Below are 18,354 nucleotides of genomic sequence, written 5' to 3' on the forward strand. Positions count from 1 at the left end.
TTTGGTTAACGTTGACTTGCAACATACCCTTTTATTCTAGCAAACGCCTGTCCTAAACAAAAGAAACATTTGCTAGACGACGGTTTCTTTTGTGACCCAGCAGCATCTTCATTTATACCCATTATTGAATGACGTATCTGTAAAACTTTTTATCCACTTTCATGACTGGAAAACCAATCGGCAATTCTCCTGGAGCTATACTAACAAAGCCGTTCTTCTCATAGAAACGATGAGCTGCTACGAATTGTGGTGTTGTTCCAAGATAGATTTCTTCAATAGACCTTACCCTGGCCCATCCTATGGCATGATGCAATAATTGATTCGAAACATTGAATGTTTTACCTCTATAGTTTTGTTTTACAAACATTTTTCTGAGTGCTGTCTTACGGTTCCCAATATCTAACAAAGCTATAGTCCCTACTACGGTTCCTTCACTAAGAGCTACCCAGAAGTTGCCATTACCACGCTGATAAAAGTTTTCAATATCAAGCAAATCTGGCTGATCTTCTTTGGTTATGGCGATATTATATTCATCTTTTTGAATATGTAAAATTAAATCGACAACTTGTGTTTGATACTCGGTTGAGTACTCTTTTAGAAAGATACTATTAATCATCGTTGTGTTCTCCTATTATCGTCAATTGTTATACTGTTAGATTCTCATCAAACCACAGAATCTAAAATATTACCCATATCTCCTTATTGGCGCTTGATAGACGCTCAATATTAAATAACTCAACCTCCGCAACTAAACTAAGTTTCCACCTACACAGTCGAGGATTTGAAACCATTGTCTAGGTGCGAACGTTGAGTTAATTATGAATCTCTATATATCAGAATTCTATTCTACGCTTGAAGCTGTGTAAGAATTTGCGGGTCCTTGATCTTTTGGTCCTCGGCCAACAACACAATTTTGGATAGAATCTCCGCTGTTCTTGGGTCTTCGTCCAGAAACGGCAGGAAGATGCGTCCACGATGCTGCGAATGCACCGGAATAATATGCAGTGCTCCCTTCGCTTGCTTATAGACCCCCCCGCTTCCCAGATGCACAGCATATTCGCCAAGAGTCCCATCTACACGTGCATAATTCCCATCCAAGCGTACATTGCTAATTTTCAGCAGGCGAAGTGATTCCTGCACAATCACCCTACGCATTTCAATGGTCGTCAGACTGGCCTCTGGATCAACGCCGCCTATATGGGCAACACTGACGACCAGATCCACGTCCCGCATAACTTCGGAGAACAGAACAGGAGGAACTTCGTCCAACGGTACGCTCTTATACGTTGTCCGATCAAAGAACTGTACTGTCTCCAGCGTAGGAGCCTCGGTATCCGCTGGTGAGAACCAGTCTGCCATGGCATACAGGTTCGCAATCAGATTCTCGGCATAGTACACCTTCTGGAGTCCGTCCTCATAGCTGACTGTCCATTGGCGACCTTTCAATAGGGATACCGTTTTATTCGGCTGTACCTGGTGTCCCGCATATCGACGGGAAACTGTCGCGTTTGCACGTTCATCAGCATTCAGTAGGTACAGCTCACGGAACACCTGCTTAAATGGCTGGCGTATCTGGCGGTCGAATAAGTCCTTCTGGAAGTCGCTCCAACGACCACTTTCGAACAAATGAAGGGGATGAGCGATAATCAGCTTGTCTTCTTCTCCTATAGTATGCTGTTCAGCAAAAGGAGCCGTCAATACCAACGTTTCCTCATTAAAATATCCGAGGTGATCATCGGCCTTGAAAACCAGTGTTCGCACCAACGGAGCAAGCACAGGATTACCCAGCAGTCCTCTCAATTCCTTCACCATAAAGGTCGTACCAGACTCCATAGAGCGTTCCAATTCTTTGCGAGCTCTGCGGTACTGATCCACTAGATCTCCTTTAAGCTCCTTCAGCGACGTAACATACTCATCCTTCTTGAAACGAGCCGGAATGGATTTCAGCGTCTTGCCTTTGCTGACAATTTCAATATCTGCCGCTCCTTCAGCATCAATGACGAGCTGCACCGTTGTAGCCTCGTCCAAAGCATGTGGCTCAAAATAAGACCGGAGATCATCCAGCTTACGAGCTTCCATGTCCCATACGAGACGGGTTACATCATCATAACCTGCGTTACGTGCCAAATTCCCGAGTGCAATCCGTGAAACCAGTGCCTCACTGGCCTTACGCTGTGCCCCAAATTTTTTGCTTTGTTCCAGAAACCTCTGGATAAAATCATAACGTTCGCGTACATCTGGTTCAGGCGGCTGAGCAAGTGGAATCAGACTGTAGGTCAGCAAATGGTCTTTGTTTCGCTTGTCCTCCACTGATTTTTCCATTTCACTCCGTTTGAGTTTACCCAGCGTCGCATCCGCAAACAACTGGGATCGACGATGATTGGCTCCAGCTGAAATATACTTGGCACAATCGTACAGCAGATCAAATCGTTCCTCGCCCAACGTCTCATAGGCCTCATGAAACCAGTGAATATCGAAGGCACCATCATTAAAATCTTGCGGAGCAATCGGCGAATAATGGGCTACAATCGTTTCCTTCTCGGCCGAAAAACCTTCATTGATATGTGCATGGAAATACCATGCCGCACTGCGAAGCCCTTCCCAACCGAGATAGTCTGCTACAATCTCAATCCACTGTGGAGCATACATAGCAGCCTCCAGCAGACGTTTATCCGTAATTTTAGTGTTTTTCAGCTTTTCCTTGAGCAATGTGGCATCCTCGCCATCACTCGGATAACATGCTTTGAGCAAGTGGCTGAACGATTCTTTTTTGGTAATACGATCACCGTAGCCGTACACATAACCACGCACAAACGTTTCCTTGTCGAGACCCTCCAGAATACGGATGAAATAATCCATACCTTCAAATTGGCTCAATCCCATAACCTTTGGCGTAGCCTCGGTAGGCAAATCTCCTCGAACCAATTCAACCTCTAACAGTCGATCAATAACCGTGCGACGTATTTCCAAAAATTCATGTTTGCTAGAAATCCATGTATTGCGGGCATTGGTTAAGGAACTCATATGTCTTCTGCTTTCACTACCGGCCAGCAGTTCCCGATAGACTTCCCCTACACCGATCAACCCTTTTTCATATGCTTTGAAATAATCCTCCAGATCCAGCGGAGAATAAAAACGATTTTCCGCTCCTGGCAGTTCTGCGTAGTTCACAAAGGTATGGAAAAAGCGCTTAAAGGACTCACCATCATGAACCTGCCCCTTCTCCAGCGCCACCCACGGGCCGGACAATAGATGGAGCATTCCCATATCCTCTACAGGTCTGTCCTTAGGCACGCCCTGCATTAGTGAATTTAAAGCAAGGTCAATTACGTCAAATGTTTGGTCACCGGATGTGTCCATAAAATAAGCATTAACTAATGTGCTTACCTGATCGGAATAGGTCAGCTCTGCCATCCACTTCTGAACCTCGTTAATCCGATCCAAAGGATACATTTGCTCAGCGAAGTCTTTACGCCATCCTTCCAGCAGCTTGTGCTTGCTTTGTTCTGAATAGTTCATGTTAAAAGAAAAGTATCGATAGTAGCGATCCAGCGTTCGGTCCATAGGCTCCAATCGGTCATAAAAAACAAGCTCCAGCAGTTCACGCGCTTCCATGCCGCTTTCCTGCAAATAACGGTCCCACTCCTCATAGAGAGGATATAAAGACAGTCTAGAATCTACTTCTTCATCGACCTGAACCAGCCGTAGAGGACGAAGGTTCGTCCCAATAAGCAATGTATCTTTGTAGCCCGAATAATACTCCGCAGTATATTCCACATCACGATGATGATGAACAAGCTCATCCAGTCCGCTCAAGAACTGCTTGAGCTTCTCCAATGGACTAACAAAAACATCGGACAATCGAAAATCACCCAGATCAACTTTCTCTTCCAACCAAGCTTCCTTGACATTCGGATCGTACAGGCCAAAACCGTTAGCCCCTGTATAAGCATCCTCCTGTCCCAGCTTGGACAGCAGTTGCTCCTCTTTGGCTGTGGGTTGCTGAATGATATCCGCCAAAGCCCGCAGGCTTTCATACTGTTCGGCACGATCCGGGTCTGCATATATCTTCGTCAATACTTCCAGTCCACCCAATCGTTGCAGCTCCGCCTTAGCACGAAGCAAGCGTTCCAATGAGCCAGCCAGCGGCCCTTCCGATTGTGAGAGCAACACACCAATGACACTTTGTCGCAACGATCCCGTCTTGAGCTTTAATAAGGTTTCCATTTGTTGCATTTCTGGTTCCGACAGCGTCAGCTTACGCGCCTTGGCCACAGCGAACTCACGGATACTCATACTTTTGTCAGACAAACTGGAAAAAATAAAATCACGCTGTACCGTATCCTCAGGGTTTTGCACAAAATGGTTCAACAGTTCGCCACGCAGATTAGGGCTAATCTGTTCCTTTAAGGCTATGATTTCCCCAATCCAGGAAGCGTCCATATCATAACCAGCGAGATACAGCATTTTTTGAATAGGTGCATCTGAGCGGTGATACAGATTTACAAAATCCAGCACCTTGGAGGGCTCGGTGGACTCACCCTTTTTCATATGTACAAACAGGTTATGAAGTCGTTCAAAATCCTTACGCCGCTCCTCTTTGCTCTCCAGCAAAGGAGTGCGCACCACTTTAACAATCCGATCCGCGACCGTCCCGCCTTCTATCCATTCATAAAAATAATTGCTTGTATAGTTCGTCAATATCCAATATTGAAGCTCCGGGTCCGTTTCATCCAGATATTCTCTCGCGATTCCGAGGCGCACATCCTTGTTGTCACTGTTAGACAGTACATAAAGCGCTACGATCTTCTGGTAGGGTGCTCCCTGCTCCATAAGTTTCTGAACCTGTCCATACAGATCACGTTCCTCATGTACTGCAGTAGCCCACAAACTCATATATACTTCATTAGCATTTGAGCTGGTCAGCCATTCTTGGCGCAGTTCACTACGAGTCAATGCTTCATATGCCTGCTCGATCAGTTGACGAACGACCCGCTGGTTGGCGGACTCCAGCCCCATGCCCGTCCATACTGCAAGCGCCCGCACTACCGAGCTGTAACGAATGAAGCCTTGGTCGATGATCACCTTTAACAGATATATTAGAGCCTCCGGGGTTCCTTCATCCATTTGTTCCACGATACTTTGGCGCAATCCCTCCTGGAGCTTGGCGGCTGCCAAGAGCTCGCCGATCATGCGATAATTCTCCTCCTGATGACTCAGGAGCATGCCTTTAATCATATTGCGCGTAAGTAACGCAGCCTGATTATCTCCATAAATAATAGCTTTTAACGCCTCAAGCACCTGTAAATTATCGTTATCCAGCTCATAAGCAATCCAGTCACCAATCGTTTCCTGAATCCGGTAATCCCTGCCTGGTTCATAATCCTTTTTTGTTAAATAATCCATTACAGAGAACCCGATACAGTCCATTCGAATCAACTGCACCATTCTTTTATAAATCCGGGAAGTATGGGCCGTAATATCCGAAGTGCGAAACGGTTTTCGCGCATACCCTGTGCTGTATGGATATTCAGTCACATGCTCTGTTAGATGGGCGAATACATCGCCCGCTGTTTGTCCAATTAGAGCACGTAATACCTCTGTCAGTGGCTTAAACAGCGGTTCTCCGCTTTCTGTCGCCCGTTCTTTTAATATTCGCTGACATTCGTTAAATGGCTCCTCGTTCTCCTGTATGTAATGAAGCTTCCCCAGTTCCACAACATACTGGGCTAACTCCTGTTGTTGTCCATCCAGTTGCGCCGCGCGCTCCTTCAGTGTGGTGAAATATTCTTGCTCATTGTTCTCTTGATGCATATTTCGTTTCCCCCTCTACCATAGGCCTCCAGCCAGCATTGTGAAGCGTATAAATACAATCTCATTCCCATCCTTAAGTGACAAAGGAGCATCCAGTTCAATAATTTCCTCGTCACATACAAAAACTCTGTATAAACCATCTTCAAAAGCCTGCATCGCCGTGTTCACAGCATCCTTAATATCCGGGACACCCTCATTATATATGGAACCGAATCCTACTTTGCCTATCTCGCCTTGTGCCTGAACTTCCTCTCCCGTGAGGAACGGAATCAGCGCGACACTCTCCTGCTTTTCCCGTAGCTTTTGAACATTCAGAGCAACGGTTGCAGTAATCAAATCTCGCAATGTTTCTGGAGCAGGACTCAGTTCTAATTCCTGTCGTGCGAGTGCGGGCTTGCGCTTTCCCAGACTTTTTACAGTTACAAACAGCTTCATGTCGTTCCCCTTCCTTTTTATTCACGCTTTTGGCCCGTTGTCAGCTGAATTTTTTGACCCGTTTAAAAACACCGTTAACGAAATCGAAAACGAATGTTTGTTCGTATATTTATTTTAATATGTTCCTTATCATTACTCCATCGCCCTTTATGACCAAAATTCGCAGCGGTGTAACACCCTAAAATCTTAAAAAATAAGACTTTATACCCTGTTTTCGATCATTCCTTTCCATATTAAGGATGAAAAAAGACCTGCACAAGGGAGACCATCTGCTCTTCACAGACTTCCTTCCATTATACAGGTCGTATTTCATCATAAAACGATGTTTCAACATACTTATTTCAGGATTTTGCAAAATTCGATTCCAGTCGCTCCAACGTGCAAGATATAGACGAACTAAACCATTTCGATCTATATCTTATTCATTGGAAGTCGCTTATTGGATTTTTGCAAAATCCTCATTTATTTAAAATGCTGGAACAACGCTGTCCTTGTAATTATCCTCAAAAAATTTACGTACTTCCGGTCCAGTCATTCGCTTTGCCAGCTTTTGAATAGCATCGGAATCTACATTATCCTTACGCGCTACCAGATTAATGGCAAAATGCGTATCGTCTTTTTCGGTAATCAGCGCGTCCTTCTTCGGTGTCAGACCGAGCGGCTTGGCATATGCGGGATACATGGCAGCCATGTCCACATCATCCAGTGACCGCGCCAGCATCAACAAATCCACTTCTTTAAACACGAATTTTTTCTTATTCTCAATAATATCAGCCTGTGTAGCATTATAGCCTACGCCTTCTTTAAGCTTGATCAAACCGTTTTGCTCCATCATTACTAAAGAGCGTCCGGTATTGGCCGGGTCATTGGCAATAGCAATGGTCGCACCTTCGGGCAGGTCTTTAATGTTCTTGTATTTTTTGGAGTACGCGCCATAAATGGCATTGTAAATTGGTTTTACCGCTACCAAATCGGACTTGTTGCTTTCATTATATTGTTGCATAAAAGGAGCATGCTGAAAGAAGTTAGCATCCACTTCATGGCTTGCCAATGCGTTATTCGGTTGGATATTGTCTGAAAGCACGACGATTTCCAGATTGACTCCGTCCTGTTTAAGCAGCGGCTTCACGATATCCAGCACATCTGTCATCGGTGGGATTAGCGTTGCTACTTTCAAGGTCACTTCTTTTTGGGAAGTTGCTTCTTTAGACTGTGTTTCTGGAGCAGCCTGCTTTTGACCACCGCATCCGGCAACCAGTAGCATAACGACAGCAAATAGTGTGAGTAGTTTCAAGTTCGTTTTCATGTTGTTTTTCCGACTCATTTGATGAGGAACCTCCAAGTAAATTGTGATTGGGAAGATAAAAATGAGTTACAGTACAGCCGCAGCCGCTTCGCGTGCAGATTGTTCTTCCGATCGCTGTTGAAATGGGATTCTCTCTGATTTATAACACAATTTATAGGTTAGAATCCCATTTCAAAGGCGAACGCTGACGCTTCTCCAGAACAATTCTGTCCGTTCCGCTTTTGAGGTACTGTAAAGTCATTTTCACTTCCCATAGTAGGTGGTGCAATTGTTAATGAAGAGATTCATTAACCTCTTACCGCTTGTCGATCCGGCGGGATATGGTGCTTCCGGTGAACTGGATCGTTTGTACGAAAATAATCATGACGACGATGGTGAACGCCATCAAGCCTGTTTCAAAACGCTGGTAACCGTAGCGGATGGCAAAATCGCCTACCCCGCCGCCGCCCACAATGCCCATCACCGTGGAGTAGGAGATGAAGCTAATGGTGGACGTGGTCAAACCCAGTACAAGCCCGGAACGAGCTTCCACGTACAGAAATTTAAAAATAAGCTGGAGGGTGGATGCCCCCATAGAAGTAGCGGCTTCAATTACACCCTTGGGCACCTCAAGCAATGATTGCTCCACCAGCCTCGAATAATAGGCGATGGCCACCACTGACAAGGGAACCGTTGCAGCCATCGTGCCCAGCGCCGTCCCTACGACCAGACGTGTAAATGGAATCATAAACACGACGAGCAACAAAAACGGGAACGAGCGGATGACATTGACCACACTGTTCAATAAGGTGAACAGCAGTCGATTTTCATATTTTTGCCCTTTGCCGCACAAATACAAAATCGTTCCTGCCGGAAGCCCTAACAGTACAGCTGCTGCGATAGAAGTCCCCACCATGATAAACGTCTCTCCGATGGCTTTCCATATCTCAGACTGATATTGCGCAATGATGCTCAGCATTTCATTCATCAGCTTCACCTGCTCCCGCTGTTGAACCTACCGCAGCGTCAGCTACATGTTGCGTTGAAAGCAGCTGCCCATCCCGCATTTCTGATACACGGGTACAAATATTGCGTACCACGTCCATATCGTGCGTTACGATTACAATGGTAACTCCCAGTTCACGGTTGATCTCCCGTAACACGCCCAGAATATCCGCGGTCGTCTGCGGATCAAGCGCCGAGGTCGGCTCATCACACAGCAGCACCGCAGGTCGATTCGCCAGCGCTCTGGCTATCGCCACACGTTGCTTTTGGCCTCCGCTCAGTTGTGCCGGATACTGTTCTGCTTTATCAGCTAAACCGACGAATTGCAGGCATTCGCGCACACGTTCCACTCTCTCTTTTTTCGCGACACCTGCCAGCTCCAACGACATTGCCACATTTCCACTGACCGTCCGATTGTGAACAAGATGATAATGCTGAAAAATCATCCCTATCGATCGCCGCGCTTCACGGAGACGTTTTTCCGGCATGCGAGTCAAATCTTCCCCGTTCACAACCACGTTTCCCTCATCCGGCCTTTCCAATACATTCATCAACCGGAGCAACGTAGACTTACCGGCACCGCTGGCACCTATGATACCGTGAATTTCCCCCTCCTCCACTTGAAGGAACACGGATTGAACCGCATGAAATTGGCCGCTTGAGGTGGTATAATGCTTGCTTACCTGATGCAGCGTAATCATGAAACCTGGCCTCCTGATGATCCATTTCTCAGGGAAAATGTAATAAGCCCGCCAGCCCAGGCGGGTCTGTACGAGCCGTCAATTCCCATTGCATTAATATACCACAGAGCAGAAAACGGGCAAAGCCTTTTGACAACAATTAACGTACATCCCACACCCCCACGTAAGGAAAGCAGATACCGAGTCCCCAAGCCAGCGTAAGCATGATGACAAAATAGAATATGAACACAATATCTACAGCCGAATAGCCAATCGCATAATAATACGTGCGTTTGGTTTCATTGGTAAAACCCTTGGCTTCCATGGCAATAGCAATTCGCTGTGCACGCCGGATACTTTGAGCGAGCAGCGGAATTGCATACCTGCGAAGCGTGGCATACATATTCCATTTGGACACATGCTGATGTAAACCTCGAATACGATGGGCTTGTCTCAATGCCTGGAATTCCTCCACCATCATGGGCATCAACCGCATGGCTGCCAAAAAGCTATACGCATACTTCGGAGAGAGCCTCCATTGCTGCATCAGTGAATAAAAAAGGTCCACTGGACGAGTCGTTAAACCAAACAGCAACCCTACCGCCGCCATACTCAGCGCACGAAAGCCCAGATGTATACCCCGATAAAAGCTTTCCTGCGTAATATGGATCAGGCCCCATGTCCACCAGGTCGTCACCCCTTTGCCGAACATCATCATGCCCGTTGAGGTTGAAATAAACACCAATATAAAGGGAGATCCATACAGCAGCAGCCGCTTCCATGGATGGCCTGACCAGACAAGCAGCAGCAGCATAGCACACGCAACATTAAACATGACATTCGGATCATGAATGACTATAACGACCACAAACAGTATGGAAAACATAACGAGCTTTAGGCCCGGATTCACACGATGCAGCCATGTTTTATGATGGGGAAAGGACAGGTTCATACTGTAGTTCCCCTTTCTGAATCCGCCATATATCGGTACAATATCGATGGACAATTTCTGGGTCATGCGTGACCATCACAATGGCCGTGCCTGCCGCTCTCAGCTGCTCCAACATATCCAGCATGACAAAGGTATTACGCGCATCCTGCCCAAAAGTCGGTTCATCCAGCAGCAGCACTTCCGGCTCACGGATCATAGCCGTAGCAATACTCAACCGCCTTTTTTGGCCCAATGAAAGCTGATACGGATGACGCTCGTCCAGCCGCTCCAGTCCGAACTGTACGAGCATCCGATCGACCCGTTCCCGGCACTGTTCAATGGTGAACAAGCTCTTGGGTAACGAATACTCTAGTTCCTTTCGTACGGTGTGTGCTACGAATTGCAGCTCGGGATTTTGAAACGCGAACCCGATACGCTCTGCCAGTTGTTCCGTACTGCCTGCCTCAATTCCGCGCACGCTATAACGTCCCTGTGTGCGAAGTAAGCGCATCATGGAGAGCAGCAGTGAGCTTTTGCCAGCCCCGTTTTCACCGACCACGCCAATCCAGTCGCCAGGCTTCACCTGCGCATGCTCCACATAAATCACTGAACTTAAACCGCGGAGGCCACTAAAATGTTCCAGCTCCAGCAAATCAATCCCTGTACCATTCCCCGTACCATTCTGCTGTGTCACTGATTCACTCCAACGCGGCGAAGACGATTCACTCCATACTCCCGGGTACCACACGCCATACTCGGACAATGCCTGCCGCTGCCCATGAAATACTTCTTCCGCCCTTCCATCCGCAATGATCTCCCCTTGAGCAGAAAGCACCACAATCCGGTCCACATCATGGACAATTTCATTAATTTTATGCTCCACGATCACCAGTGTCTGGTCTACCGAAATGTTTCGAATGGTATCCCACACCTGTGTAGTGCCTTCCTCGTCCAACAAAGCCGTGGGCTCATCCAGAAAAAGCACTTCTGGCTCCATAGCCAGCACAGACGCAATCGCCAGCCGCTGTTTCATTCCCTGTGACATGCTGCCAATGGGCATGTGTATATCATCCGTTGATAGACCAACCTGTATCAGCAGCTCGCGAATACGGGATCGCATCTGCTCACGAGGAACCTGATTATTTTCCAACACAAAAGCCAGTTCCTCGTCTGCATATGACATACAAAACTGCGTATCAGGATCTTGAAATACAATACCTGAGACACTTGGGATTACAGCAGCATCGCATTTCATAGGCACTTCTATCGTGCGTGGAATCAGACCGCTTAACACTTGGAGCAGCGTTGATTTACCGCATCCACTCGGTCCCAGCAACAGCAGCTTTTCCCCCTTGCGGACAGACAAAGACATATTGTGAAAAAGCAGCTCCTGCTCACCGGGGAATTTCAACCGAAGACGGGTGATCGAAGCCACCACATCTTCGGTTGCCTGGCTCATCAATCCAGCCCCTTATAATCTTGTTCCGTTGCGGGTCTCAAACTTCGCGTGACTCCGGTTACCTCCAATGCCCTAGCCAGATAGAACGCGAATACCCCGGCAATCACAATGCTGCCAATCATGCGAAAACCGATATACAAAACATAGTTCCAGGTCGAAAGCTGATCAATATACCCGTAGCTGAAGTCTAAAATCAGAGAAGCGACAGCCGCCCCGGCCGCAGCTAGCGAAGCAACCCACAGGTTTGCGTTCCGATACAGAAAAGCCGCAAAAAATAGCTCCGCTCCCAAGCCTTGCAGCAGGCCATAGTACAAAGTGGACATCCCCCATTCGCTTCCCAAAAAAGCACTGACCGTTGCCGCTGCCACCTCTGCCAAAATTGCAACACCCGGCTTGCGAATGATGAGATAAGCAAACGTGCCTGCCATAAACCACATGCCATACATCAGTTGCTCGGCGTGTAGACCGAATGGTTTCATCAAATCATAGGCAGGTCCCCATATTTTGTAGACTAACCCGAACACAACAGCGATCACAATCGTGACCAAAATATCAGTCAGCTTCAACCCTTTGGACGCTCTTACAGCAGTATTCATTATTGCGTGCTCCCCTTTTTCCTTATAATTGGCCTCTTGGCCATAAAAAAAAGCTTGTCTGGAGCCGAATCTCCAGGCAAGCTTTATGCGCAGTAAAAGGTGAAGCACCATACAAAACATCATTCGTCGATATGCCTTATATAACCAGTAGTCTAAGCTACTACACTGATACCAAGCCAAAGTCAGGGTCAAGGTAAAATGCTAGGACATACATTGAATCTATCGACAACCGCTAAACAAGCGGCATTCCTGTATAGTGTTCTTGGTTTCTCTACGCTGGCATTACCCAGATCAGATTTCACGGTCAGTGGCAAGGGCCACCCTCTCAGCCTGACTTTCTCAAGCTCCCGACAATGCTTTTTTAATTCACTATAATATATACCACATCTATGGCTTTGACAATCCTATAATCCGAAGAAACGTTTGGCTGTCTCCGTCGTGGCGATTTCGATCTCCATCATGCTTCGGCCTGTACATTCGGCAACCGTAGCAGCAATGTGAGCGAGATACATGGGCTCATTACGCCCTTCTTTGGGCTTCACGGGCAAATTACGCGGGGTCAAAAATGGTGCATCCGTTTCAATCATCAGACGGTCCAAGGGAATATCTCTGACCAGTTCACGCAGATGTTTGCCACGCCGTTCGTCGCAAATCCAGCCGGTGATCCCGATATACAGTCCCATCTCTACATACGTATGCAATTCTTGTTCCGTGCCTGTAAAACAATGCACCACTGCTTTATCGACAAGCCCTTGATACTCCCGCAGCATAGCAACAAAATCCTCATGTGCATCTCGTTCATGAAGAAATAACGGCATATTAAGCTCACCCGCCAGTTGGATTTGCTCCTCAAACCATCGGCGCTGCACATCACGCGGCGAAAAATCACGGTTATAGTCCAATCCGCATTCCCCTATGGATACGACCTGCGGCTGACTCGCCAGCTGGCGGAGCTGCTGAACCGTCTCTGCGCTGCAGTCTTTGGCATCATGGGGATGCACGCCAGCTGTCGCATACAGCTTGCCCGGATAACGTGCTGCATACTGAGAAGCCTCCCGACTGCTGCGGACACTGGTCCCGGTAATAATCAGGGGTGAAATCCCTACAGCTGCTGCTCTCTCTACCACCTGTTCCCGATCCGCATGAAACGAACGGTGCATCAAGTTCACGCCAATATCAATTAACGGTGTACCCCTTTCCATCTCAATCCCTCCTTCGCAAACTACAATCTCGGATCAATCGGCTCCGATTCCAGAGATAGCGCGGCAAGGACGCATTCATGAATACGATCTACCGTATCCTTGCGGACAAAACGTTCCACGCCTTCCATACCAAGCGCTCCTTCCATCAGGGCATGACGCTCCTTTTTGTTCGTTCGACGCTGCTTCAGACGCTTTAAATTCTCAGGGGCAAGATAATCCATACCGTAAATGATGTGCAAATACTTCCGGCCTCTCACCTTGATTGCAGGCTGAATCATCTTGTCCCGATTTTTCATCAAAAAGCGTTCCGGCTTGATCACAATCCCTTCATGACCATCCTCTGTCATCTCGTTCCACCAGCGAATGACCTCTTCCTCGCTTGCTTCGTCCGTGATCACGCGATACTCTGTCTCCATAAACAGGGAAGACAGCCCAGCCAGCTCCCGGTTTTGCTCCATATGCCAAATATGAGAATGGTCGAAAAAAGTCTTTCCGCTGTGTGCCAGCGTATGGAACGGTGCGATACGAATTTCATCCAGACCGTCCACATCCCAGCAATATTTTTGAAAAGCCTCTTGAAACGTTACGGCATTCGCGTACTTCTGTTCCATTTCCTCCAACCAGTCTCCAACCTCTCGACCTGCAACCTTCGCCTGCTTCAGCTTGTCTACCAGCTTACTGCGATCCAGCAGGGCTGCCTCCCCCACATGCGCATACTGTGCAGCAATCAGTTCCCGAGCCTTGAGATTCCACGGTACAATTTCCGCATCCAGCAATACAAAATCCGTCTGGTTCCGTTCAAAATATCCAGCAGTCCGTAGATCCACATTCAGCTTCTCCATCACTTGCTTCCCAAGGCTTTGTTCAAAGAAAGCTCTCCCACTCCGACTATAGATCGTGCCCAATGTCGGGTAGCCTACATATTCAACAGCGGCCTGTTCGTTTTTGAATAATAGTAGAATAGCCCGGCTACCCATATGTTTTTTCTCGGCCACCATCGTTTGTACTCCTTGCCCGCGATAATAAGCCAGCGCCTCACGTGGATGCTCCAGATATCCTTCCTCTGCAGACACCGCTGGAGCAGGGCTCATCGTCGGTGGAATATACACCAGCTCCTCCATGGGTACAGTCACATGTGACACAGTATCTATAGCGGATTTGATCCATTCTCCTTGTACGCGCACTTCGCCATACGATTCCGTCAGCACACTGTAACCAGCGATTAGCTTGCGTAAATTCGGCGGGGAAAACCGTTTTCTCTGCCACCGGACAAGTGGGCTATCGGGATCATTCGCATAATTCTCATGTGCCGAAACGCTGACAAATTCCTTTTCTGGATAACGATAAGCGGTCAGCATACCGCCAAATACCACACCCTGATCAATATTCACCGTCTGGTTCACAAGGGTAGGCTGCGGTCTCGGATCATGTCCCCATACTACTATTTCTCCCGATTCATGGTCTACGAACCAATCCTTGCGGATCGGTGTTCCGTTCGCATCCTGCCCCTCCGTATCTCCATAGCGGCAATAATCAGAAATACGTGCCGACTGTTTGCCAATAAAATGATCCTTAATCCCGGCATGAGTCACAACCACATGTCGCAATCCATTTCTGCCAAAAATAAGATGAGAGGGTACATGTAGCAGAAAATCCCTCAACTCGCTTCTAAGCTGTTCTGCCGCTGCCTTGCCCGCTTTTTGTTCATATTGGACCAGTTCCTCTGCAAATCGTTCATCGCCATGACTGAGAGTCACCTTTCTCCCATCGAGGTAACGGCCGATTTTCCAGCCATGATTGCTGTCAATCATATACGCTAGTCCGGCATCCACGTGCTTTTTCCAGAACTGCACCGCTTGTAACGATTCTGGGCCACGGCTCATCACATCCCCGACAGATACTAGTCTTCTACCATCTGGATGATGGTATAGTCCTTCCGTATCTTCCGTATATCCTAGCCGCTCTATCACTTCCAGCATCTCACGGTAGCACCCATGGATATCACCAATGATGTCAATACCTGAGCCAATCTCATGAAACAGTGGCTGCACACGGCGAACAAAGTTCATTTCTTCTACATCCTTAAGAACATAGCAAGCGTTAAAACCTTCCTCACGGATACCACGCAGGTTCCGCTTTAACAGCTGTGCCTGCTGCTTGACCCGTTGGCGGCCACGCGGATGCTCCCTGCCTAAATCCCGTTCCAGCAGCACAGCTTCGGGTACATCCAGTACCCAGGCCATAACAGGAACATGCGCTTTGGCTGCCAGCTGTACATATTTTTGACGATCCTCAGCATACAAATGGGTGGCATCCACAACCGTTAGCTTATTCAAGCGACAACGCATAGCCAGAATCGTATCCATCGCCTCAAACGCCTTGGCTGACATTTGCTGATACTCATAGAACAGTACGTCCGATTCCAGCCTTGGAAGTCCACTCCAGTCTATAAATTCCGTATCTCCGACCAGCTTGCGAAAATGATCCGAGGATACCACTTCTGTCTCCAGTAGAATCCCTTCGCTCACCAGCCTGTCCAATAATGTGGTTTTGCCACTGTTGGAGGCCCCCACCAACACAACCAGTCCAGCATGCGGTAAATGAATCGTACGTTTGGATGAATTGCTCATGCTTCCTTCTGCTCCTTTCTGCGCGTAAATATAGCCATTTGGGTCGGTTGTCCAAAGCCTTCGACCTCTTCTCCGATCCCCTTCAGCGCTATCAAATAAGGAGCTTCCTCAATCCACTGCTCACATCGTTCCTGAAACTCGCTTCTACTCCATTCAAAACGGTGATCGCCATGCCGTAGCTCTTGCTGATTTATACGATACACTTCATTATATTCACGATTGGGAGTCGTCACGATCAGCACGCCCGGCTGATACTCCGTCACAATCGTCTTCATCACCCGGTTCAGACGATGCTCGTCCACATGCTCAATGACCTCACATAGGATCATCACATCTTTGCCCCGCAATTGTTCATCATAATAAAAGAGTGAGCCCATCATGGGTGTAGGAATGATCGCGTCGGTATGCCTTTCCAGCTTGGCAAAACGCTCCATGGCTCTCACCTGTGCATACGCAGACGGCTCCACCGCCCAAATTTCTTCAATGCCCGTCATTCGGGCCATCCGAGCCGAAAGCTTCCCTTCTCCTGAACCAAAATCTACGATTTTCTGTCTTCGAGGCAGCTTGCGAATCACGTCCATAATAGCTTGATATCGCAGTTCATTCAGCCGTACAGTAGGCTGTTGCTTCCCTTCCTCCTGTGGCTGTTCTGGCTGTTGAATCTGTTTGTGCTTATCATTTTGAGCTTGGACAGTATGTTTTTGAGTATGTTTTTCAATATGTTTTTGAGTACCTGTTTCAGCAGAATCTGATTGCTCAAATTGCTCAATCAGATTGGTAAAACGAAGCGTGCGTCGAATGATGAGCTCGCGTAGCGGATGCTCTGGCAGCCAGCCTTCACCGTAACGTCTCAGCTTGTCAAACTCTTCTTCACTAATATAGTAATGCTTATAATTATCCAGCACCGGAATCAACAGCAATAACTGACGCAGCGCATACTGCACCGTCTGGTGGCCACTTAACGTGACATATCTGACGGTGCTTCGATTTTTCAGCTGAAAAGAATAATCTGCTTCCCCTCGTTCTATGGCCACTTGATAGCCCAGCGGAGCAAATAGTCCCTCCACCACAGAATCCGGCAAATCCGAAGCAACAGGCCCAAACGATAACTCCAGCGCAAAAGGGTGCGTCACCCATCCTGCATAATCTTCTTTGGGTTTACCGTTCAGGGCTGTGCCAAGCGAGCCACGAATATAGGTGCAAAATAAGCTGCTGGTTACAAACTCCCGATCATTTATATATTGTGTAATATCATAGCTGTCTGGACTGTTTTTGACCAAATCAATCGAATCTGGCGAAGCCTGAATGACGATCTCAGCCTCTTCCTCGGTAAAAACAGTGTACACCATGCGTACACGTGCGCCTTTTTCTGTGCGATCATACGTATTGTAAGGATTCTTAGCAAGCAAATGCGAAATCATCCCTGCATTCGTTCCGGTTGCTTTTAGCGTAATGTGCATACTCCACTTCTCCTTCCCAGCTTATGCTTTCCATACTTCATTCACCGCAGCGCGGAACAAATCATCCAACTGCTGATCCCGGCCACTCTCCATATGCTGAAGCAAGGGCGCCTTTTGTTCAAAATAAGCAATTTGCTGCTGGATAAAATCATTCACCACCGAAAGCCGTGGCTCCATATCCAGTTCCTCGCCCGCTTTTTTACGTTGTAGCAAATGCCCGATCACCTGATAAAGTTCTGTATCGGCCGGAATTAATTCCTCTAGCAAGTCTACGAATTCCATCGGAGGCATGATGTTGTAACGTTCAATCCAGCCACAGGCCAGCAGTGGGCGCAGTACATAAAAATACTTTTTAATCTTCACCTGTTCTCCTTGCAAATAATCCCGATAGTTCCCCCGCGCCATATTCAGGTAATGGTACACACAGGACTTCGGAGAGAAAGTTAACGGCGATATTGCACGAATCTGGTCAGCCACTGAATACTGCTCCAGATAGGGAATCGGAGATTGCAGCCATTCCAGCAAAGGCGGATTGGACTTGCGAAACAAATGGAGTGCCTTTTTCAAATCCCAGCCGTTCATATCCAGCAAATTGCTGATGGGTCGCTCAATCACATCCCGCTTATCAAAGATAGATAAATACCAATCTACGGGTCTTACATAGATAAATCGTACATCATAGTCACTGTCCTGTGAAGGAAACCCCCATGCCCGACTGCCTGATTCACAGGCGTACACAATGCGCACCTGCTCCGCCTGCTCCAATGCGCGCAGCTCACGCAAAATCGTCTCGCACATTTCCGGTTGAATGAAACCCTGCCCATGCTTCACATCTGTCATGTTGTTCCCTCCCTTAT

At 47.6% G+C, this 18,354-nt stretch carries 13 protein-coding genes and 1 riboswitch; all 13 genes read right to left on the minus strand.

Annotated features, from left to right (window positions below; genetic code table 11):
- Positions 1-121 precede the first annotated feature (121 nt).
- The 13 genes from MHB54_RS08305 to MHB54_RS08365 all read right to left on the minus strand — a co-directional run bounded on the left by MHB54_RS08305 (position 122) and on the right by MHB54_RS08365 (position 18,337).
- Positions 122-616, minus strand: a complete 495-nt coding sequence (locus MHB54_RS08305; RefSeq protein WP_068938593.1) for a GNAT family N-acetyltransferase — start codon at positions 614-616, stop codon at positions 122-124.
- Positions 617-846: 230 nt separating this feature from the next.
- Positions 847-5,814 carry a DUF4132 domain-containing protein gene (locus MHB54_RS08310; protein WP_340981526.1) on the minus strand — a complete coding sequence of 1,656 codons (4,968 nt, stop codon included), beginning with the start codon at positions 5,812-5,814 and terminating at the stop codon, positions 847-849.
- Positions 5,815-5,829: 15 nt separating this feature from the next.
- Positions 5,830-6,249 carry a hypothetical protein gene (locus MHB54_RS08315; RefSeq protein WP_023987163.1) on the minus strand — a complete coding sequence of 140 codons (420 nt, stop codon included), beginning with the start codon at positions 6,247-6,249 and terminating at the stop codon, positions 5,830-5,832.
- Between the two features lie 466 nt (positions 6,250-6,715).
- Positions 6,716-7,573: a MetQ/NlpA family ABC transporter substrate-binding protein gene (locus MHB54_RS08320; protein WP_023987162.1), complete on the minus strand. Its 858-nt coding sequence runs from the start codon at positions 7,571-7,573 to the stop codon at positions 6,716-6,718.
- 277 nt (positions 7,574-7,850) lie between these two features.
- Positions 7,851-8,522, minus strand: coding sequence for a methionine ABC transporter permease (locus MHB54_RS08325; RefSeq protein ID WP_340981527.1), 672 nt, complete (start codon positions 8,520-8,522; stop codon positions 7,851-7,853).
- A complete protein-coding gene (locus MHB54_RS08330) occupies positions 8,515-9,240 on the minus strand; it encodes a methionine ABC transporter ATP-binding protein (protein ID WP_340981528.1) in 726 nt (241 codons plus the stop codon). The genes MHB54_RS08325 and MHB54_RS08330 overlap by 8 nt, the downstream gene beginning before the upstream one ends.
- A 139-nt stretch (positions 9,241-9,379) precedes the next feature.
- Positions 9,380-10,171 carry an energy-coupling factor transporter transmembrane component T family protein gene (locus MHB54_RS08335; protein ID WP_028542050.1) on the minus strand — a complete coding sequence of 264 codons (792 nt, stop codon included), beginning with the start codon at positions 10,169-10,171 and terminating at the stop codon, positions 9,380-9,382.
- Positions 10,146-11,609 carry an ABC transporter ATP-binding protein gene (locus MHB54_RS08340; protein WP_023987158.1) on the minus strand — a complete coding sequence of 488 codons (1,464 nt, stop codon included), beginning with the start codon at positions 11,607-11,609 and terminating at the stop codon, positions 10,146-10,148. Before MHB54_RS08340 ends, MHB54_RS08335 begins: the two co-directional genes overlap by 26 nt.
- A complete protein-coding gene (locus MHB54_RS08345) occupies positions 11,609-12,205 on the minus strand; it encodes an ECF transporter S component (protein ID WP_023987157.1) in 597 nt (198 codons plus the stop codon). Before MHB54_RS08345 ends, MHB54_RS08340 begins: the two co-directional genes overlap by 1 nt.
- Before the next feature lie 250 nt (positions 12,206-12,455).
- Positions 12,456-12,565, minus strand: a riboswitch (TPP riboswitch).
- A 44-nt stretch (positions 12,566-12,609) separates the two neighbouring features.
- Positions 12,610-13,407, minus strand: a complete 798-nt coding sequence (locus MHB54_RS08350) for a TatD family hydrolase (RefSeq protein ID WP_053324706.1) — start codon at positions 13,405-13,407, stop codon at positions 12,610-12,612.
- Positions 13,408-13,427: 20 nt separating this feature from the next.
- Complete coding sequence (locus MHB54_RS08355) at positions 13,428-16,037, minus strand: polynucleotide kinase-phosphatase (protein ID WP_340981529.1); 2,610 nt, start codon at positions 16,035-16,037, stop codon at positions 13,428-13,430.
- Complete coding sequence (locus MHB54_RS08360) at positions 16,034-17,497, minus strand: 3' terminal RNA ribose 2'-O-methyltransferase Hen1 (RefSeq protein ID WP_340981530.1); 1,464 nt, start codon at positions 17,495-17,497, stop codon at positions 16,034-16,036. The genes MHB54_RS08355 and MHB54_RS08360 overlap by 4 nt, the downstream gene beginning before the upstream one ends.
- Before the next feature lie 21 nt (positions 17,498-17,518).
- On the minus strand, positions 17,519-18,337 hold the full coding sequence (locus MHB54_RS08365) for a nucleotidyltransferase domain-containing protein (RefSeq protein WP_340981531.1): 819 nt from the start codon (positions 18,335-18,337) through the stop codon (positions 17,519-17,521).
- Between the last annotated feature and the right edge of the window lie 17 nt (positions 18,338-18,354).

The sequence above is a fragment of the Paenibacillus sp. FSL M7-0802 genome (assembly GCF_038004945.1).
In the GTDB taxonomy this organism is placed as follows: Bacteria; Bacillota; Bacilli; order Paenibacillales; family Paenibacillaceae; genus Paenibacillus; species Paenibacillus polymyxa_B.